Source organism: Mucilaginibacter roseus (genome assembly GCF_021215455.1).
Lineage (GTDB): Bacteria > Bacteroidota > Bacteroidia > Sphingobacteriales > Sphingobacteriaceae > Mucilaginibacter > Mucilaginibacter roseus.
In genome coordinates, this window is the sequence record NZ_JAJPWV010000002.1 from 588523 (window position 1) to 609251 (window position 20729).

Consider the following 20729-nt stretch of genomic DNA (forward strand, 5'->3'; position numbering starts at 1 on the left):
TCAATTCTTTCCATTGTTAAACCACTATGAAATTTACCAAAAAGCTGCCCACTTTTTAACATTTACGTTCCGTATTTAAAATAAATTGCTGATTTTGCGGCACTGCTGAATTTTACAACCAGTTTGAATATGAAAACAATTGATCAGATAAGTTTTTCGGGCAAAAAAGCCCTTGTTAGGGTTGATTTTAACGTTCCGCTTGATGGCGACTTTAAAATTACCGACGATACCCGCATCACCGCGGCATTACCTACCATCAAAAAGATTTTAAATGATGGCGGTGCGGTTATCCTGATGTCGCACCTGGGCCGACCAAAAGATGGCCCGACCGATAAATACTCTTTGAAGCATATTGTAGCGCATTTGTCTGACCTGCTGGGCCAGCAAGTGGAATTTGCTGATGATTGCATTGGCGAACAAGCTACCCAAATAGCTGCCGAGCTTGAAAAAGGCGAAGTACTTTTACTGGAAAACCTGCGCTTTTACAAAGAAGAAGAAAAAGGCGACAAAGACTTTGCTGAAAAGCTTTCAAAACTGGGTGATGTTTATGTGAACGATGCCTTTGGTACCGCTCACCGTGCGCACGCTTCAACAGCGGTTATTGCACAATTTTTCCCTGACGCTAAATACTTTGGCTACCTGATGGCTGCCGAGCTTGACAATGCCGAAAAAGTATTGAACAATGCAGCCCGCCCGTTCACCGCAATTATGGGTGGCGCTAAGGTTTCTGACAAGATACAACTGATCGAATCGTTACTGGAGAAGGTAGATAACCTGATCATCGGCGGTGGCATGGCTTATACTTTTGTTAAAGCTAAAGGTGGTGAAATAGGCACGTCGTTATTAGAGGCCGACAAGCTTGACCTGGCTAACGAACTGGTTGAAAAAGCCAAAGCTAAAGGTGTTAACCTTATTTTACCTACCGACTGTATTGTGGCTGACAAATTTGATAATAACGCCCAAACAGCGGTATCGCCAAATAATACCATTAAGTCTGACTGGATGGGTCTGGATATCGGTCCTGAATCAAGAGAAGCATTTGCCAAGGTGATCGAAGAATCAAAAACCGTTTTATGGAACGGCCCGATGGGTGTTTTCGAGATGGAAAGCTTTGATAAAGGCACCAAAGCAGTTGCCGACTCGGTAGTTAAAGCTACTGAAAACGGCGCTTTCACGCTGATTGGTGGTGGCGACTCAGCCGCAGCAGTAACCAAATTCGGTTTGGCCGATGAGGTTAGCTACATGTCAACCGGTGGTGGCGCTTTGCTGGAGTATATGGAAGGCAAAGAATTACCGGGCGTAAAAGCGATCAACGAGTAATATTTACATATTGAGATAAATGAAAGGCGACCATAAGGTCGCCTTTTTTGTTTACTTTTAACATGCTATTAACACACCTCTTATACATGAAAAAACGCTACATCATAGCTTTATGCCTGCTGCTTTTAGGGTTTGGCATGCCGGGCTTAAATGCTCAAACTGTTAACCCCGATGCCGAATACGTAAAGGCCAACTACCAAAAATTTGAGTACCAGATACCCATGCGTGATGGGGTAAAGTTGTTTACCTCGATTTATGTGCCGAAAGACAAATCGAAGAAATATCCTTTCATGATGGATCGTACGCCGTACAGCGTAGCTCCGTACGGCACAGATAAATACCGGGGCAGCCTTGGCCCTTCGCCGTTATTTTTAAAAGACGGTTTCATATTTGTTTACCAGGACGTACGCGGCCGCTGGATGAGCGAGGGCATATATGAGGAGATGACACCCGAACTTGAAAAGCACAAAAGCAAAAAGGATGTTGACGAAGGTACCGACACTTACGATACTATCGACTGGCTGCTGAAGAACGTTGCCGGCAATAACGGCAAGGTGGGTGTTTGGGGTATCTCCTATCCCGGCTTTTACACTACAACGGCCTTGTTGAGCCGTCATCCGGCGTTGGCGGCTGCATCGCCGCAGGCACCTATTGCTGACCTGTATCGTGATGATGCTTTTCATAACGGCGCGTTTATGCTGGTGGCCAACTTTGGCTTTTACCCGGGCTTCACCAACCGCCAGGATGATAAGCCGACACAGCGCCGTGGTAGCCGTGTAGATTTTGGTACTGAGGATGGCTACAAGTTCTTTCTGGACATGGGATCGATGCGTAACAGCAACGTAAAGTATTTTAAGGACACCATCCGCCTGTGGAACGAGATGATGGATCATCCCAATTACGATAAACACTGGCAGGACAGGAACGTGCTCACTCACCTGCACGATATAAAAACAGCCGTACTGGTTACGGGCGGCTGGTATGATGCTGAGGATCTATATGGCGGCATCAATACTTATAAAGTGTTAGCCAAAAATAACCCGAAAACGCCGGTGTACTGGGCCATTGGCCCGTGGGTGCATGGCGGCTGGGCACGCGGAGCAGGCGATCATTTAGGTGATGTGGATTTTGGCGGCGAAACCGGCCCGTTTTATCGCGAAAGCATAGAATTTAAATTTTTTAGCCATTACCTTAAAGGCACCGGCAATTTTAATCTGCCTAAGATAAACGCTTTTGAAACCGGCGCTAACAAGTGGAACACTTATACTACCTGGCCACCGAAAGAAGCTGCTGAAAAAAATCTTTATTTTCTGCCCGGCGGTAAGTTATCGTTTTCCCCTCCGCCTAATACAAGAGAAATTTTTGAGGAGTTCGTGTCTGATCCGAACAAACCGGTGCCATTCATCAACGGCATCAGTATGGATATGAATCGCGAGTACATGACCGCCGATCAGCGCTTTGCCGCCCAACGCCCTGACGTATTGGTTTACCAAACCGATGTATTGACCGATGATGTTACCCTGGCAGGCGATATATGGGCTAATCTGAAGGTATCAACCACAGGTACCGATGCCGACTGGATTGTGAAGGTAATTGATGTTTATCCGGACTCGGCAAGCAGCAATAAGTTTACCGGAAAGGGTGTAAGCATGTCGGGCTATCAGCAAATGGTGCGCAGCGAGGCGATGCGCGGCAAATTCCGCAACAGCTTTGAAAAGCCCGAACCCTTTAAACCCGGTGAGATTACGCCTGTAAACTTTGAGTTGCAGGACGTATTGCACACGTTTAAAAAGGGACACCGCATTATGGTGCAGGTACAAAGTACCTGGTTCCCGCTTATTGACAGGAACACGCAGCAGTTTCAGGATATTATGAAAGCTAAGGATAGCGACTTCAAAAAGTCTACCCATAGGCTGCATACATCAACAAACAGCCCGAGCTTTTTAAAGGTACGGGTGATAGAGCAGAAATAGATTTTACAGCAGGTGGCTTAATATTCAAGCCACCTGTTTGCTTTTACATGCAGTTTTTCACCCACATGGTGGCTTCCTTTTTTAATGTTATAGGTGTGGATCACTACACCATCACGTTCGAGCAACAGCTCTTCATAAAAACCTTTAAAGAGGATCTCCTTAACTGTCCAGTCGCGATGGCTCCAACTGTTGGTCAGCGTCAATTCATCGGGGTAAATAACTACAGTTTCCTTTTGTGCGGATATATGGAGCAGCTTTGCTTTCTCAGCGGTAAGTACATTACAGTTACCTAACAGTTTTGCGGTATAAAGGCTACCCGGATTTTGGTATAACTCCTGCGGCGAGCCTTGCTCAATGATCTCGCCATCCTTCATCACCACCAATACATCGGCCATAGACAGCACTTCAGCCGGGTCATGCGATACCATTACTACCGTGATTCCGGTATCTTTAACTATCTGCCTGATGTCTCGCTGCAAACCGTCGCGAAATGATGTGTCTACCTGGTTAAAGGGTTCATCCAAAAACAATACTTCGGGTTGGGTTACCAGCGCGCGGGCTATAGCTACCCGCTGCTTTTCGCCTCCGCTCAGGTCGGCTATGCGTTTACCGGCCAGGTGCAGCATATTGAGCTGTTGGAGTACCGTCTCGGTCTTTTCCTTTTTGGCTTTTAGGTTAGTGCTTGGCAGCAGGATAGAAACATTATCGGCCACCTTGGCAAACAGGTTGAGGTCATCGGTATGCTGGGTCACCATTTTCATACTGTCGTGCCCTGGTATCAGCTTTTCTTCCGGTCCCCAGATGCGTTCGCGCTTAAAAGTGATCAACCCTGAATCAGGCGACATTAAGCCGTAAAGCAATCTTAGCAAAGTTGTTTTACCGCTGCCGCTCGCGCCTACTATAGCCGTAATGGCATGAGGTTTTATATGCAAGTCGACATTGTTTACACCCGCGGCATGTACGCCGGGGTAACGCATGCTTACATTTGCCGCCTGCAAAAATGAATTATCAGTCATCACCGGCAAATATACATAAAACAAAAGGCCGCCTGTGGGCAGCCTCATGAGTATAATCTGTATTCAGTTTAAAATCCAACAGTAGCACCGAATGAGAAGTTCTTCAACCCTTTTTGCGCCGGACTATCCTCAAACATATCATTAGCATAATATTTGGCAAAGAAACCTATGCCGCCGTAGCCTGCACGTAAAAAGCCACCATACCTTACCTTAGCCAGGTTAAAGCCTGCACGGAAGTGCTGATCGCCATTCTCCAGGCTTTTTTGGCGTACGTGGCCATCAATCAATATACCCATTATAGGGCCGGCTGCTATGTGGAAACGGTGACCGGCGTTATCGTTCTTGCTTCTCCAGTAAAATGTTAACGGAATGCGCAGGTAGGTTGATGAAAATACATTCTTATCGTAATCAATGTCATCTACGCTATAAGTAAGCTGATCCTGGAAACGCAACGGCGTAACGTTCTCACGCAGGCGAAAGCGGGTCCAGTCGAACCCGGCAGATGCGTATATTTTGAATGAACTGTTAAAACGGTAGCCCAACTCCAGCAGGTCGAAACCAAAGTTGCTGCTCTTCCATGAGCGATAGCGAAGGAACTCATTCTCCGGCGACAGGGTGAAGCTGCCGTTATCAATCAGCGTGGCAAAGCCAATGTCCACCCGTGAAAACGTTGGCGTGAACGACCATCCCGGATGTTTGGATGCTTCTTTATAAACCGTATCGCGGTTTTCGGTACTAAAACTGAATTTCAGCTTACGCTTTTTGCGTATAACAGTATCAGTAACGGTACCCTTAGCGGTAGTAGTTGTGGTTATGGTAGTTGTGGTGGTGAACACGCTGTCGGCATTATTTTGGGCGAACAGGGCCGTGGTAAAACCGGCAGTTATCAGGGTAAAAATCAGGCGTTTCATATATTATTTATAGTTATTTTAGGTTGATCTATTCTTCTTCTGTTTCAATTTTTATAATGCCGAGGTTAATGCCGGTAAGCCTTTGCCCGTCACCGTTGTCTTCAAATTCAATTATCTTATCCTTACGTTTATCAATTTTTGATACGATGGCATTAAGCAAACCGCCAAAGCCCCTGCGTTTCTTTTTTACCGGCTCATCAGCAAACGTTTTCAGCGTTTGAGGCAGCCCTGCCGAAGCAATTACAACAGGCTTGGTTTTAAATGGTTCGGGCTCAGGTAAAATTGTTTGTTCGCTAAGCTTCACATCTGCATCGGGCAACACCGGCTCTGTTATTATCTCCTGCTGATTGGTAACAGCCGCTATCATGATCGGCCTGGCCTTGATACCGGCTATCGGTTTTAAAGGCGTTGCCCGGGTTTTGGCTAGCTTTACAGGCGCAGGTTTTTCGTTTTCAGGACTTCCTTTATCTGCGCCTTTTGCCTGCGGTTGCGTTACCACATCAGCCTTTTCAGTATTCTGAACCGGAGCAAGCTCTTCTGCTTGTTCGGTATTATCAACTATCTTTTTTGCAGGCTGTACTTTTGTAATACTTTGCGTATTTCCTTCCGGTTTCACATCACGCTGCATCAACAATATACCTGCAGTAACAATTACTACTACTGCGGCCGCGGCGCTGATGTAAGCCCGAAGCGGTTTCTTCTTTTTACCGTCGAGCCCGGCTGCTATGTTGCCCCAAACATGAGCGGAAGGCGCTATATCCAAACCGTTCAACTTGTCCCGGAATAAGTCGTCCAATTCTTTATCCTGCATATTCATACCTTTTTCCATCGCTTTTAGCAATTAATTCCTTTAAAATAGCGCGCGCCCTTGATAGCTGCGACTTTGATGCCCCCTCGGTAATGCCTACAATTTCGGCTATCTCCTTGTGCGTATAACCCTCAATAGCATACAAGTTGAACACCATGCGGTAACCCGGCGCTAACTGCTGTATCATGCCCATCAGGTCTTTAACATCCAGATTAGCCACCGCCACCGGGTTAACTGATTGTTCATGCCCATGCTCAATGATATCAACCACCTGCATCATTTTATGATGCTTGCGGTAGTACTCGATTGAGCTGTGCACCATAATGCGGCGTATCCAACCCTCAAATGATCCTTCGCCGCGGTAGTTCACCAGGTTTTTAAACACCTTAATAAAGCCGTTCTGCAGCATATCCTCGGCTTCCATCCTGTCAACCGCGTAGCGCATACAAACCGCCAGCATTTTTGAAGCATACTGTTTATACAGCACTTCGCACGCTTTACGGTCGCCCGTTTGGCATCGCTGTATAACATCATCAATTGTAAAGGTTGGCTCCAAAAGCATCATTTAAAGGTAAGATGAATGTTTGGGCAGAATGGTTGCAAGGGGTAAGAAAAAAATAGAGATATTATTTTTTTTCGCGAAGATACTTATAGATCTTCACAGCTGACATGAGGATTAGCGCAAAAACGATGATGCCGATAACCCCGAATATCCAATTTAATGAACTTTTAAGCACTACCAGGAAAACGATGGCGAACAGGAATATTGTGGCCAGCTCGTTCCAGAGGCGTAACTGGGTAGATGTCCATTTAAAGATGCCTTTGCGCATCTGCTTTATTTTGCTTTGGCAGATGTGGTGGTAAATGATCAATCCTACAACAAAGGTGAGTTTAATGTGCATCCAGCCCTGCTGCAGCCAGGCGGGAGCCAATATCAGCATACTGATACCAGCCAGCAGGGTAAGTACCATAGATGGCACGGCAATAATATACCATAGCTTTCGTTCCATGATCTCGAACTGCTCAGACAGAACGCGACGATCCGGCTCGGGCTTTTGCTGTGCCTCGGTATGGTAGATAAACAGGCGCACAATGTAAAACAGCCCCGCCATCCAGCAGACTACAAATATGATGTGTATGGCTTTTATATATTCGTACATGTGGCCTTTCCCCAGTTAAACATATTTATTACCTGTCCTAAATTTCTTTTGAGCGATCAAAAGAAACAAAACTTAGCTTTAGCGATCTCATGAGTACAAATAAAAAAAACAAACAACTACGAATAACTCGCCGGCTTTTTAATTTTCTATTAGAGATAGTGCTACAACCTGCTACCCGAAAATTAAGAGGCCGGAGGATTGGGTTATGAGAGGTTTTGCTTTTATTTTTCAGTACTTTATTATTTCATCACAAACGTCATTGCGAGGTACGAAGCAATCTTTTCAGGACAATTCTCCAAGAAAATCGCCCGAGGAATTGCTTCGTACCTCGAAGTGACGTTATTTAGTATTCCTGTCATGCTAAGCTTGTCGAAGCATTCGCCGCTTTGCTAGTGCCTTCCGCTCGCCCTCGACAGGCTCAGGGTGGTAAAGCCCTCTATCTGCACATCAAAACATCCATTCCCCCTTTAGGGGGTTAGGGGGCTTAATATCTAAACTCCTTGATCACCTCAACCGCGTACTTCACGTTATCAAACGGAATATCGGGCATAATGCCGTGGCCGAGGTTAAATATAAAGCCATCTTCACCACGCATGCGCTCAAACAGGCGGTGAATGCGCTCTTTGATCACCTTTTTATCAGCATACAAAATATGCGGGTCAAGGTTACCTTGTACGGCGATGCCTTGCGGTAAACGTTGTTTAATGTCCTTCAAATCAACATTCCAGTCGATAGATACCACATCAGGCTTGGCTTCAGCCATCAGCGGCGCGAAAACTGAACTGCCTTTGCAGAACGATATTACCGGAATATCCTTACGGTTTAGTTTACTAATGATCTCGGTGATGTAACGGTGAGAGAACTCGGCGTAATCATCCCACGATAAAGCCAGCGCCCAGCTATCAAATATCTGTACAGCATTTACACCGGCAGCAATTTGTAAGTTAAGATAATCGGCAGTTACGGTTGCTATTTTTGAAAGCAGGCGGTGCGCCAGCTCGGGTTCATTATGCAGCAAAAGCTTGGTCAGCTTAAAATCCTTTGACGAGCCACCCTCAACCAAATAACTCATTACGGTAAACGGCGCACCGGCAAAACCGATCAGCGGAATTTTGCCATCCAAACGCTGCTGAATCACTTTAATGGCATCAGCAACGTATTGCAGGCGGTGGTTTACGTCGGTTTCCAACGCATCAATATCAGCAGCGGTACGTACCGGGTTGGCAAACTTTGGCCCTACACCCTGGGTAAAGCTCAAATTGCCGCCCATGGCCTCGCCGGTAACCAGTATGTCTGAGAACAGGATAGCAGCATCAATACCCAGCAGATCAACCGGCAACATGGTAACATCAGCGGCAATCTCAGGCGTTTTGCACATTTCTAAAAACGAGTACTTGTTCTTAATGTCCCAATACTCTTTCATAAAACGGCCGGCCTGGCGCATCATCCACACAGGTGGGCGTTCTGTTTTTTCAGAAAAAGCTGCCTTTATAAATAACGAATCTTTCATACCTTTTAACCCCTCCTAAATCCTCTCCAAGACGAGGGGATTTACTTATCTTATGATAATGATGGGTATTATCTCTTTTTATTGTTTAACTCTTGTTTTAATGTATTCAGCACTTCGCGCATTTTGGCGGTAATGTTGTCACGATGCTTTTCGGCCAGGCCTAAAAAAGCGGTGGCCTTTTCATAGTTACCGTTACGGTAGCTTATGGTAGCCACATGCGTTAAGGCAGCTACATGATCATTAACCGTACGCAGCGGGTATTGGGCGGCTATTTCAAAATGCTTTTCGGCCTCTTCATAATCGCGCTTTTGCAGGCTGATGCTACCGAATATGAATTCGTAGAATCCACGCCTTTTTTTGCTCAGGTAATCGGGGTTACGTATTTGCAACAACAACTTTTCAGCCTTATCAAATTCCTTATGATGAAATTGTTTTGCGGCTAAAATCACCGTACCCTCTTTAAAATATCCCCAAACAACTAAGCCGGCAAACATTACCGCAACCGCAGTAAGCTGGTAGGTTTCATAATACGCAAACACAGCGGCCAAAGCCAAAAACAAAAGCGTAACCATTATACGCGCTTTGTTAGTGAACATTAGTGATGATCCTCGGTAAACTTATAACCTACCCCACGGATAGAGTGGAAATAAACCGGATTTTTGGGATCAGGCTCAAAATATTTACGGAAGGTCAGTATAAAGTTATCAATTGTACGGGTTGACGGGTATACGTCGTAATTCCATACGGTCTCCAATATCTGCTCACGCGATACAGCCTCATTGCGGCGCTCAATCAACAATTTCAGCAGCATGGTTTCTTTTTTAGTAAGGGCGGTGATTGAGCCATCTTCGTTAACCAGTTCGAACGAATTAAAGTGGATAATTTTCTCGCCAATTTTGTAGCTGTTAAACTCTTTCAGATCCTCACCTTTCAGGCTGCGTTTCACCAGGTTGTTAACGCGCAGTATCAGCTCTTCCAGGTTAAAAGGCTTGGTCAGGTAATCATCAGCGCCTTTTTTTAGGCCTGATATTTTATCTTCATTGGTGTTCTTAGCGGTCAGGAACATGATTGGCACCTCGCTGTTCTCCAGCCTGATGGTTTCGGCAACCACAAAGCCGTCAATCTCGGGCATCATTACGTCCAGTATAATCAGGTTAAAGCGCTCCTCTTTAAACAGTTGCAGCGCTTTTTTACCGTTTTTAGCGGTTGATACCTTGTAACCTTCAAGCTCAAGGTTAAGTTTTATGGCTTCGAGCAGGTGTTCTTCGTCCTCTGCTAATAATATACGTTTTTTGTGTTGCATGTTATGTGTTTTAGGTTAATCCAAAAGTAACTTCAAATATACTGCCTGTTGGATTGTTGTCTTTTACCTTTATGCTGGCCTGATGCTTATCAAGCACCTGCTTAACAATATATAACCCCAAACCTGTGCCTTTTGTGTTGCGGGTTTCTTCACTGCCAACGCGGTAAAAACGGTCAAATATACGGGCCTTTTCGGTATCGGCTATACCAATGCCGTTGTCCGCCACCTCAAAAAATATTTGTCCGTCGTTTCTGTATAATTTTACATCTACCGACTGGCATGGGCTTGAATACTTTACGGCATTCTCAATCAGGTTGGTAACTACCGATGTAAGGGCAAACTTGTCGCCGGTTATTTCAATTTTAGGCTCTATCTCGGCATTGATGATCTGCTGATTACAATCGCATTTGCTGATCTGTAAACGGTTAACAATATTATCAACCAGGTTTGACAGGTTGAAGCTCGCCTTGGGGAAGGTGTACGAGCTGTTCTCAATTTTTGAGGCCAGCAGCATATTCTCCACCATATCATCCAAACGCTCGATGTCGTTTAATGATTTATCAATAAAATCAAGCACCTGCGCCTTTGTAAGGTCGCGCTTTTGTATGGTTTGCAGCAATAACTTGATGGAGGCTAACGGCGATTTCAGCTCGTGCGTTACCGATAGCAAAAAGTTCTTTTTCTGCTCCTGCAACTTGCGCTCACGGTTCATGGATTTATGCAGGTAGAACGCGCCTAAAAAGAACACGCCCACAAACATACAACCCTCACCCATGATCATGCCGCTGCGCTCTGGCTGCAGCTTAACCAGCATATATCCCCACCAGATCAGTTCAGCTACCGCGTAAGTTATTATCGCGTAAAATATGACTAATGACCTTTTCATCTTCTACAATTCTTATATGCGTTTGTATACAATTGGTACTGCTAATTTATTAATTATTAGACCTGAACACGACATCCAGACTATCAAATATAGCACGTTTAGCTTTTTCAAGGTCAGTTTTTGTGTGGGCCGATGAAATAAAACCTACCTCGTAGCCCGACGGACCAAAATAAACGCCCCTGTTCAACAGCTCCCGGTGCATTTTTTTGAATTTCTCCATGCTTTGCGGGTCAATGTCTTCGGCAGTACGAATGTCCTTATCCGTAAACGCGAACCAGAATATAGACCCAATGCTGAACACCTTTAGTTTATAATTACGCGCGGTAGCAAAGCGTTGTATCGCCTCGGCAAATTCCTGCGCCTTGTTGTTCAAATCGCGGTAAAAGCCCATGCGCAGCAGCTCGGTAATTTGTGCGATGCCCGCGCCCATAGCTACCGGATTGCCCGATAGCGTACCTGCCTGGTAAACGCTGCCTACCGGTGATATATGATCCATAATTTGTGCCGATGCGCCATAAGCGCCTACCGGCATACCACCACCAATAATTTTACCATAGGTAATGATGTCCGGTTGAATTTGATAGTAACCGGCAGCGCCCTCAAAGCCTACACGGAAACCGGAGATCACCTCGTCAAATATCAGCATGGTACCGTTGGCGGTACATATTTCACGTAAAAACTGAAGATACTCCTTGTGTTGCAACAGCAAACCGTTGTTGGCCGGGATAGGCTCAATAATAACAGCGGCTATCTGATCCTTAAATTCTTTAAAGGCCTTTTGCAGCGCTTCCTTATCATTTAATGATACCACGATGGTTTCATCAGCAAATGATTTGGGCACACCTGCCGATGATGTTTCGCCAAAGGTTACCAGGCCCGAGCCTGCCTTAACCAACAGCGAATCTGAGTGGCCGTGATAGCAGCCTTCAAATTTCAATATCTTATCGCGTTTGGTATAACCCCGTGCCAGCCTGATGGCCGACATAACCGCCTCAGTACCCGAGCTTACAAAACGGATCTTTTCAATGTATTTGTTATTCTTCAGGATAAGTTCGGCCAGCTCATTCTCCAAAGCTGTAGGCGCACCGAATGACATACCATTTTGGATGGTTTCAACAACCTTTTCACGCACCTTGGCGTTGTTATGGCCCAGGATCAGCGGTCCCCATGAGCAGCAAAAATCAATGAATTGATTACCGTCGGCATCCCACACATGGCAGCCATCACCTTTTTGTATAAAAAGCGGCGTACCATAAACCGATTTAAATGCCCTTACCGGCGAGTTTACCCCGCCCGGAAAGTAGGTCTTGGCCTTCTCATACAATTCGGCAGACTTTTCCCTGCTTATATCCGGCTTAGCAGTAGTGCTCACCGGTTTTCCCTCGTCGTCTGAAAATATCTTCTTTATTGAATCGAACATAGTTTATATGCTTAAAGCTGAAAGCATAAGGCTTAAAGCTTTTGTTTGTTTGTGTTATTATTGCGAACCCCTCCTAAACCCTCCCCCAAGGGGAGGACTTTATTTATTATTTATTATAGCCCTCCCTTTGGGAGGGTTGGGTGGGTTTGCGGAGATTGCTTCGTACCTCTCAATGACATGGCTTTTAGTCCTTTGTCATGCTGAGCTTGTCGAAGCATTTGCCGCTTTATTTATTCCCCTCACACACACCCTTCGACAAGCTCAGGGTGACTTACGACTGTCATGCTGAGCTTGTCGAAGCACTCTCCGCTTTGTTATTTCCCCTCGCACGCACCCTTCGACAAGCTCAGGGTGACAGGCCATTTCTATTTTATCCACACATCTGCATATTTACACATCCGCACATCAAAACATTACAGCCACTTATTCTCCAGCACTTCTTTAGCGTGATAGGTTAAAATAGCGGTGGCACCAGCGCGGCGGATGCTTAGCAGTACCTCGGTAATGGCGCGCTGTTCGTTAAGCCAGCCGTTTTGTATAGCAGCTTTAACCATGGCGTATTCGCCGCTTACGTTGTAGGCCGCTATGGGCAACTCCGTGTTATCTTTTAATAACTTGATCACATCAAGGTATGGCAATGCCGGTTTAACCATCAGGAAGTCGGCGCCTTCAGCTTCATCTAAACGCGCCTCAATCAATGCTTCGCGCTGATTAGCCGGGTTCATCTGGTAGCCTTTTTTATCACCAAACTTTGGCGCGGAGTTCAGGGCATCCCTGAACGGACCATAAAACGCACTGGCGTATTTAGCTGAGTACGACATGATGCTTACGTGCTTAAAGCCGTTCTCGTCCAGCACCCGGCGTATGTAACCAACACGACCGTCCATCATATCCGACGGGGCAATAATATCGGCACCGCTTTGTGCGTGGGCAAGGGCCATTTTGCCTAATACCTCCAGCGTTTCATCGTTCAGTATCTCGCCATTCTCCACAATTCCATCATGGCCATCGCTGCTGTAAGGGTCCATAGCCACATCGGTAATTACGCAAGCTTCCGGAAACTCCTTTTTCACCTGGCTGATAGCGCGCAGGTATAAACTACCCTCGCGGTGGCTTTCAGTAGCGTATTTATCTTTTAAAGCTTCCTCAATATTCGGGAACAGATCAAACGACGTTAAACCAAGTTTCATGCAGCTCTCTACCTCGCGCAGTAAGTTATCAATTGAATACCTGTAAATGCCAGGCATCGAAGCCACCTCAGTTTTCTGATTCTCCCCCTCAACAATAAATAACGGAAAAATAAGGTTTGCCGCACTCACATGTGTTTCCTGTACCATCTGGCGTATCGCCTCGCTTTTCCTGTTTCTTCTTGGTCGTTGTAACATGTAACTCAGTCCATGGTCCATAGTCGATGGTCCATGGTTTTCTTTTTTTAATAAAATATCTATGGTCTATCGACTATGGACCATGGACTGTGGACTATATCCCAAACACCGCTTCCGCTAATCCTACCTCGTCGGGCGAGAAAGGCAGCGTGTAGCGTACACCCATTTCGTCAAATTTCTTTCCGGTTGATTTTCCTATGGCGATCACCTTTTGATGCGGATCGAGCAGGTTATCAACAAAGTAAGCATCAACGTTTGACGGGCTTGTAAATATCATTACGTCTGCCGAGCTCGCTTCCACATCTTCTTCCAGCACGGTTTCGTAAACCGGCAGGTCGATGATCTTAGTATCGGCCGATAAACCCTGGTGAATGCTGCGCATCGGACTTGCAGCACCCGGAAAAGTTACGGTAGTACCGTTAGCTAATGCGGCAAACTCCGCGGCAACATCAGCAGTGTCGGTGCCTTCGCCGGTAAATTCGGCAAAGTAGCCATGGCGGCGCAGCGCATCCTCAGACCCTGAACCCATTACCCCAAACTTTACCTTTTTAGGTAACTGCGGGTCGAGCTTAAAGAAATATTCAACCGCGTTCTTACTGGTAAAAAATACCCAGTCGGTATTACGCAGGATGAATGGATCGAGCTTGGTGATCACCGCTACAGTACGTATCAGCGAACGGGCCTCGATCTCTATATTATTTTTTGATAATGCTTTGCGGAAATAACTGTTCTCGCTCACCTCTCGCGAGATGAACACTTTAGCCGGATGTTTACGCCCTGCATCAAAACGGGCCACAATTTTTTCGGCCAGGCCTTCGGTGGTATCAGCTTCTACAAATAAACGGTCGGGGAAGCCCTCGCCGGTATCAGCCTTCGAGGTAAAGACCTGAAATTTGCCATCATCCTTACGGCAATAGCAGCCTAATGGCAGGTGGCAGCCACCGCCAAATAGCTTAAGTACCTTGCGCTCTACTGCTAACTCTTCGGCAACATCTGCATGGTGCAGTGCCTGTAAGGCATTAAATAATTCCGGGTCGTTCTCCCTGATCTGGATAGCCAGCGCACCTTGCGCAGGCGCGGGTATCAGTTCGGTAGGCGTTAATTCCTCTACATGGAACTCGCTCAGGTCTAAACCTAAACGGGCAACACCGGCTTTGGCCAGCATAATGGCATCGTAGTCCTCATCACGCAGCTTGCCAATACGTGTTGGCACATTGCCACGCAGATCCTCAATTTCCAGATCCGGGCGAACGGCCAGTAGTTGCGCCTTGCGCCTGTTGGATGAGGTACCCACAATAGCGCCGTACTTAACCGACAGCTTTTGGCGTACATCCACGCAATCTTTCAGGATAAGTAATAACTCGGCAGGGTCCTCTCGTTCAGATACGGCCGCGATGATCAAGCCAGGAGGATTTTCGGTAGGCAAATCCTTGTGTGAGTGCACAGCCAGGTCAATAGTACCGGCAAGCAATTCCTCTTCCAGTTCCTTGGTAAAAAAACCTTTACCTTCCAGCTTATCAAAACTCAGGTTCAGTATTCTGTCGCCCTGTGTTTTGATGATCTTTAATTCGGCCTTAATGTTAATTGCCGCCAAACTATCCTTAACAAAGTTGGCTTGCCATAGCGCGAGTTCGCTTCCGCGGGTTCCTATAATGAGTGTCCTATCCAAAAGATATTTGTATTAGCGACCACAAATTTAGTTTTTTAAGGCTTTGATTTACTTAATTATTAACGATATGAAATTGAAGTGACTGAAAAGCCTGCAAGTGAAAGCAATAGCTACAACTACCGCGCATATTTATCTAACTGGGCAAACAACGCTTTGTTGTCGCTTGGCCTTTTGGCATCAGTTTCAACTATTTTACCGGCAGCGTTTACAATTACATAAGTTGGCATCAGTATCCGCCTCGAGTTGTCGTGCACCGCATCCTTAAACAGTTTAGCGTACTGTTCGCTGCTTACAAAAACATGCATGCCTTCAACATCATATTTATCTACCTGCTTCCGCCACAGGTATTTATTCCCCTGTGAGATATAGAGATAGCCTATCTTGCCTGATTGACGGTACCTGTTTTTTAAAGGCTTTGTAAAATCACGGAACTCAGCCAGGCACGGGCCACAGGTTGTTCCCCAGAAATCAACGTAAACTACTTTCCCTTTAAAATTGTCGGTTACAATTTTATTAAGATCAACTTCCGCATTATCAACTTCTACAAACTTTATATTCTTGTTTTGAGGACTGAGCGTTAGCGCCCATACGTATTTCGCTCCGATAAACAAAACCATTAACACAATGGTAAACGCAAGTGGCTTAGCTATTTTGCCGGTTACACGTTTATACTTTACAAGCAGCCAGATGCCGCCAACTAATAATGCCACCGCCAAAAAGCCTTTGAAATAGATCAGCATATTCAATAAATAGTTGCGTTCGAGAATGCTATCCAGAATGTGCGCTTTTTGTTCGCGGCTCAAATCGTATACATTTTGTACTACGTTGATCATCTCCTCACGCACATCCTTATTCCAGGCCAGCAAATGCTCTGAAATATCGATGCATAAAACGGGAATTAAAGCAAGCATAATTGCAGCCGCCCAAAAAAGCCTTGACCTTACCATATTGCAATGTAGATAAAATATTTACATCGTAAATAATACAATATGTTAAGCCTCAATACTTACTGAAAAAGCTAAATTGCGCCATGCGCTTAAACTTTTGCTTATTGCTGATTACGTTATTTGCGGCCGCCTGCTCCAATAAAAAAGTGGATGAGCACACGGCCGCGGCAATAAACAGCAATGCTAAAAAGTGGGTAGCTAAAAACCTGGCCGACACCCCGGGGTACAAGCCGGTTAACTTTAGCAGTATAGATAGTATCGTACTTTCCTATCGTAATGACAGTGCTTATATCAGGCTTGAGGATTCCATTATGCAGATAGAGGCATTGCGTTTTCAGGAAATGGGCGAGAATTTTAAGCTGTTTACGGCGCGTAAGCAAAGCGGATATTATGAGAAAAAACAGGCCGGGTTCAGGCAACAACAAATTGCTATTATGAATACGATGAAGCCTAAATTTGTTGGCTATAAGTTAGATCACCACTTTACGGTGACTGACAGCAGCGGGGCCGCATTGCTGAATAAGTATATTTTGTGTTTTGACCGGGATGGAAACCTTACCGGGGTTTTACGATAACGATCAGTTTTCGTTGATCAATATATCCTTCGCCATTACCATAGGTACGCTGATATATTTCTTTTCCATGTAGCTGATCACCTTTTCCAATACCTCTCGTGATTGCTGATCGAGGCTTTGCACTTCGTCAACAAAAACGGTATTAAGGGCAGTACTGCGAATTTCCTTTATTTTTTCGGGCACCTGGCGCATGGCAATTTCCACACGGCGTTGCTTAAGCTGCAAGTTAAATTCGCCAATGTTCTCGTCAATAATGGCTTCGGCATGTACCAGTTCCTGATAGCGCTCCTGCAGGTTACGTTTAGCCACCTCGTTAAGCGAATGCACCTCGATAAAGTTTACCGGGAACTGCTCCAGTACTTCGGCAGCGGTATCATTCGGAACGGCAAGGTCAACTATGGTTTTACGGCCGGTATCGCCATTTAATAATGATGCATAAAGCTCCGGCGTAATAATAGGCAGTGTTGCAGAGGTACAGGTGATGATAGCGTCAAACCCGTTTTTATAGTTAGCCAGCTCTTCCAGCCCGTAAGCTTCACCGCCCAGATCGGCCGCTAATTGCTCTGCATTGGCTACCGTACGGTTAAATACTGTAAAGTTGCTGAATTTATGTTTTTGAAGATACTTGCTGATATTGCGGTTAGTTTCGCCTGCGCCTATGATAAGAATGCGGGCGTTTGAGCAAAGTTTAAGATCCTTTAATTTGCGGTAAGCCAATGACACTACCGATATCGGATTTTTAGAGATATTGGTATGGGTGTAAACTTCCTTTGCGGTTTTAACCACACAATTCATTACCATACGCAGGTAGTCGCCGGTAAGGCCACCTTCTCTGCCCTGCTCATAAGCTTTGCGTATCTGGGCTAAAATTTCCTTTTCGCCAACCACCAAGCTTTCTAATGAGCATGAGGTGCGTAACAGGTGGTTCAACGCATCCTGCCCCTCGTAAATAACGGCGGCATCCATAAAGGTACCCATATAGTGTGAGCATAAGCCCATCTCGAGCGAACCGATGAATTTTTCGGCGAAAGGCCTGTCAACTTCCTGAGAGGTAGCCATAACAAATACTACACGGTTACAGGTAGCCAGGTAAAATAATTCGGAAATGCCAAATTCAACCTTAACCCTTTGAAGTTTCACAGTCAGATCCTCCTGGCATATCACCAATTTCCCCAACTCCTTCAGCTCGATCTGTTTGTGCGTAAAAGCTATAACCTTTAAATACTTCAAAGCAGTTTTAAATTTAACCCAACAAAAATAACAGGAATAAATACCCCTTATGTCAACACTTTGTCAAACAGCCGTATTTAGAATGTGTATAAATAACCTACAGTTCTTGATTACGGGGTCGCAAATAAACATTTTTCAGTTCGCACATACAACATGGCAAAACAATATTTTGCATTTGCGGCTTATCACTTATCCTTGTTAGTAAGTACCTGTTAATTATGGCTAAGGTTGCCTATGCTAATTTATTATTATGCCTGCTGATGTTTGTAAGCGGGTTAATTCTCAATCACAAAAAATTACTAAATGAAAAAGGCAGCGCTAATAATCATGATCCTAGGCTATCTGCTCGCGGGTATAAATCACTTCATTCACCCGGCATCATACATAAAAATTATACCGCAATACCTGCCAATGCCAGTCACCTTAAATTTATTGGCAGGCATATTTGAAGTGCTTTTTGCCTTGATGTTGATATTCAGACAAACGAGAAAGTTAGCCTCCTACGGCATCATATTGATGCTGATTGCCTTTTTGCCTGTACATATTGATATGGTTGTACGCGCACCTATGCAATTGGGCAACGTAACGGTAACGCCCCTATTGGCATGGGTTCGTTTAATTGTATTGCAACCGTTGCTTATTGCCTGGGCCTGGTGGTGCGGATCAGCCGGCCATAAACCTGCGGCATAAACAAAACCACTTGCATACCGTTACAATAATACAACCGTTTATTGCAAATGATAGTACAGGACCATTTTGTTACCCCCGGCGCTAAGGGCCGCCCCATCTCGCTTGATATTACCGTTGATACTGATAACCGGGAAGCACCGCTTGTTATTTTTGCGCATGGTTTTAAGGGATTTAAGGATTGGGGCACGCATGACCTGGTGGCGCGTTACTTCGCACAAAATGGCTATCGTTTTTTAAAATTCAACTTTTCGCATAACGGCACTACGGCTGAGGAGCCAACCGAATTTGCCGACCTTACCAGCTTTAGCGAAAACACTTTTTCGATTGAACTGGATGACCTGAAACACGTGCTCGACTTTGCTGCCAGCGGCGCTTCCTTTAAACGTACTGAGGAAGTTTACCTGATTGGCCATAGCATGGGCGGCGGCATCAGCATCATACAAACGGCTGAAGATTCGCGCATAAAAAAGCTGATCACCATGGCTTCGGTGGCTACCTTTCGTAACCTGTGGCCACGCCAGGCCGAGAAGCAATGGAAACTGCTGGGCGTAATGCATTTCCCTAATTACCGCACCGGGCAGCAAATGCCGGTAAAGGCTTCGCTGCTGGATGACCTGGATAAGCATCCGGAGCGGCTGAATATTATTGTTCGGGCTACGGAGATCACGCAACCCTGGTTAATTGCGCATGGCGATGCTGACCCAACCGTACCACTGTCGCACGCGGAAGAACTACATGCTGCGCAGCCCAATTCGCAACTTTACGTCATCACCGGTGGTGATCATGTATTCGGCGGCACACATCCTTATATAGCTAAAGAACTGCCCATAGTGCTAAAAAACTTTTGCGACAAATGCATTACTTTTTTACAAAGCGATTGATTTACAAAGCCCCATATTAGTGTTTATAATTAACACACCACACCATGGGCATACAACCCGCTAAAAAAGAAGGCAAAAAATTTGTCAACGTTATACCTACTGATGCCGCCGGGCTCGGCCGCATGCTGCCGATACTGCGCGAGTACATCACCAATAAAGAAGAAAACGTACCCAAAAAAACATTAGGGCCATTTAATACGGATGCATCCCTATACAACACACCGCCCGCCGGCGGATTGAGAATTACCTGGATAGGCCACTCCAGCATCATCATCGAAATTGATGGTAAACGCCTGCTTACTGATCCGGTTTGGAGCCAGCGGGTATCATTCACGCAACGCATAGGGCCCAAACGCTTTTTTGATGCCCCGCTACCGTTAAACCAGTTACCGCATATTGATGCCGTGATCAGCTCGCACGATCACTATGATCACCTGGATAAGAACACCATTGAATACCTGGCCACTAAAAACATTCCGTTTATATGCTCATTAGGCGTTGAGCGATACCTGCGCAAATGGGGAGTTAAAACCGTTACCGAATTAAACTGGGGCGATAGTACGCAGCTTGATCACCTTAAAATAACGGCAACGCCTGCCAGACATTTCTCCGGAAGAATGTTAAACCGTGATGAAACGCTCTGGTCATCATTCGTGATAAAAGGGCCGCAGCATAATATTTACTTTGGTGCCGACTCGGGGCCATCGCCCAGTTTTAAGGATATTGGTGATGCGTTTGGTCCGTTTGATTTAACCATGCTTGAGGTTGGCGCCTATGGCAAATACTGGCCCGATATACACATGGGGCCTGACAATGCCACCAATGCCCATTTAGCTTTAAAAGGCAAGGTAATGCTGCCAATACATTGGGGCACTTTTAATCTTGCTCCGCATGCCTGGTACGAGCCGGCCGAAAAGGTGATCGACTATGCCGCGCAAAAAGGCATCAGCTTGTTTATGCCATCGCCCGGTACCCCTACTGAGGTTAGCGAAAACCTGATCTCTAACTGGTGGACACCTTACCTGAGCTTATAAAAAAACAGCGG

20 protein-coding genes are annotated in these 20729 nt (G+C 45.6%); 6 read left to right on the forward strand and 14 right to left on the reverse strand.

Annotation, left to right across the window (positions count from 1 at the left end):
- The first annotated feature begins 129 nt into the window (after positions 1-129).
- Together LT679_RS07455 and LT679_RS07460 are read left to right on the forward strand one after the other, a co-directional pair.
- Positions 130-1320, forward strand: a complete 1191-nt coding sequence (locus tag LT679_RS07455) for a phosphoglycerate kinase (protein WP_317206534.1) — start codon at positions 130-132, stop codon at positions 1318-1320.
- An 86-nt stretch (positions 1321-1406) separates the two neighbouring features.
- Positions 1407-3293, forward strand: a complete 1887-nt coding sequence (locus LT679_RS07460) for a CocE/NonD family hydrolase (RefSeq protein ID WP_232176834.1) — start codon at positions 1407-1409, stop codon at positions 3291-3293.
- A gap of 17 nt (positions 3294-3310) precedes the next feature.
- On the opposite strand, the gene LT679_RS07465 is transcribed toward LT679_RS07460, so the two are convergent.
- From LT679_RS07465 to LT679_RS07525, 13 genes are all read right to left on the reverse strand, one after another.
- A complete protein-coding gene (locus LT679_RS07465; RefSeq protein WP_232176835.1) occupies positions 3311-4357 on the reverse strand; it encodes an ABC transporter ATP-binding protein in 1047 nt (348 codons plus the stop codon).
- Positions 4358-4377: 20 nt separating this feature from the next.
- A complete protein-coding gene (locus LT679_RS07470; RefSeq protein ID WP_232176836.1) occupies positions 4378-5220 on the reverse strand; it encodes an outer membrane beta-barrel protein in 843 nt (280 codons plus the stop codon).
- Between the two features lie 28 nt (positions 5221-5248).
- Complete coding sequence (locus LT679_RS07475) at positions 5249-6049, reverse strand: hypothetical protein (protein ID WP_232176837.1); 801 nt, start codon at positions 6047-6049, stop codon at positions 5249-5251.
- Complete coding sequence (locus LT679_RS07480) at positions 6021-6590, reverse strand: RNA polymerase sigma factor (RefSeq protein WP_232177163.1); 570 nt, start codon at positions 6588-6590, stop codon at positions 6021-6023. Before LT679_RS07480 ends, LT679_RS07475 begins: the two co-directional genes overlap by 29 nt.
- Positions 6591-6654: 64 nt before the next feature.
- Complete coding sequence (hemJ, locus tag LT679_RS07485; protein ID WP_232176838.1) at positions 6655-7188, reverse strand: protoporphyrinogen oxidase HemJ; 534 nt, start codon at positions 7186-7188, stop codon at positions 6655-6657.
- 484 nt (positions 7189-7672) lie between these two features.
- On the reverse strand, positions 7673-8698 hold the full coding sequence (hemE, locus tag LT679_RS07490; RefSeq protein ID WP_232176839.1) for a uroporphyrinogen decarboxylase: 1026 nt from the start codon (positions 8696-8698) through the stop codon (positions 7673-7675).
- Positions 8699-8766: 68 nt separating this feature from the next.
- Positions 8767-9294 (reverse strand): tetratricopeptide repeat protein, encoded by a 528-nt coding sequence (locus LT679_RS07495; RefSeq protein ID WP_232176840.1) that lies wholly within the window; start codon positions 9292-9294, stop codon positions 8767-8769.
- Positions 9294-10001, reverse strand: coding sequence for a response regulator transcription factor (locus tag LT679_RS07500; protein WP_232176841.1), 708 nt, complete (start codon positions 9999-10001; stop codon positions 9294-9296). Before LT679_RS07500 ends, LT679_RS07495 begins: the two co-directional genes overlap by 1 nt.
- Positions 10002-10011: 10 nt before the next feature.
- Entirely contained in the window at positions 10012-10887 is an 876-nt protein-coding gene (locus LT679_RS07505; RefSeq protein WP_232176842.1) for a sensor histidine kinase, read from the reverse strand.
- A 49-nt stretch (positions 10888-10936) separates the two neighbouring features.
- On the reverse strand, positions 10937-12307 hold the full coding sequence (gene hemL / locus LT679_RS07510; protein WP_232176843.1) for a glutamate-1-semialdehyde 2,1-aminomutase: 1371 nt from the start codon (positions 12305-12307) through the stop codon (positions 10937-10939).
- Between the two features lie 413 nt (positions 12308-12720).
- Positions 12721-13692 (reverse strand): porphobilinogen synthase, encoded by a 972-nt coding sequence (gene hemB / locus LT679_RS07515; protein ID WP_232176844.1) that lies wholly within the window; start codon positions 13690-13692, stop codon positions 12721-12723.
- Between the two features lie 94 nt (positions 13693-13786).
- The gene (gene hemC / locus LT679_RS07520) at positions 13787-15361 is read right to left on the reverse strand and encodes a hydroxymethylbilane synthase (protein ID WP_232176845.1); all 1575 of its coding nucleotides are present in this window, start codon (positions 15359-15361) and stop codon (positions 13787-13789) included.
- A gap of 116 nt (positions 15362-15477) precedes the next feature.
- A complete protein-coding gene (locus LT679_RS07525; protein ID WP_232176846.1) occupies positions 15478-16272 on the reverse strand; it encodes a TlpA family protein disulfide reductase in 795 nt (264 codons plus the stop codon).
- Between the two features lie 140 nt (positions 16273-16412).
- Between LT679_RS07525 and LT679_RS07530 the strand changes: the two genes are divergently transcribed.
- Positions 16413-16883, forward strand: coding sequence for a hypothetical protein (locus tag LT679_RS07530; RefSeq protein ID WP_232176847.1), 471 nt, complete (start codon positions 16413-16415; stop codon positions 16881-16883).
- Between the two features lie 3 nt (positions 16884-16886).
- On the opposite strand, the gene hemA is transcribed toward LT679_RS07530, so the two are convergent.
- Positions 16887-18113: a glutamyl-tRNA reductase gene (gene hemA / locus LT679_RS07535; RefSeq protein ID WP_232176848.1), complete on the reverse strand. Its 1227-nt coding sequence runs from the start codon at positions 18111-18113 to the stop codon at positions 16887-16889.
- 303 nt (positions 18114-18416) lie between these two features.
- Between hemA and LT679_RS07540 the strand changes: the two genes are divergently transcribed.
- From LT679_RS07540 to LT679_RS07550, 3 genes are read left to right on the forward strand one after another with little or no spacing between them, the layout of a single operon-like run.
- Complete coding sequence (locus tag LT679_RS07540) at positions 18417-18803, forward strand: DoxX family protein (RefSeq protein ID WP_232176849.1); 387 nt, start codon at positions 18417-18419, stop codon at positions 18801-18803.
- Positions 18804-18850: 47 nt separating this feature from the next.
- Entirely contained in the window at positions 18851-19684 is an 834-nt protein-coding gene (locus LT679_RS07545) for an alpha/beta hydrolase family protein (RefSeq protein WP_232176850.1), read from the forward strand.
- Between the two features lie 44 nt (positions 19685-19728).
- Positions 19729-20718: an MBL fold metallo-hydrolase gene (locus tag LT679_RS07550; protein ID WP_232176851.1), complete on the forward strand. Its 990-nt coding sequence runs from the start codon at positions 19729-19731 to the stop codon at positions 20716-20718.
- Positions 20719-20729: the final 11 nt, after the last annotated feature.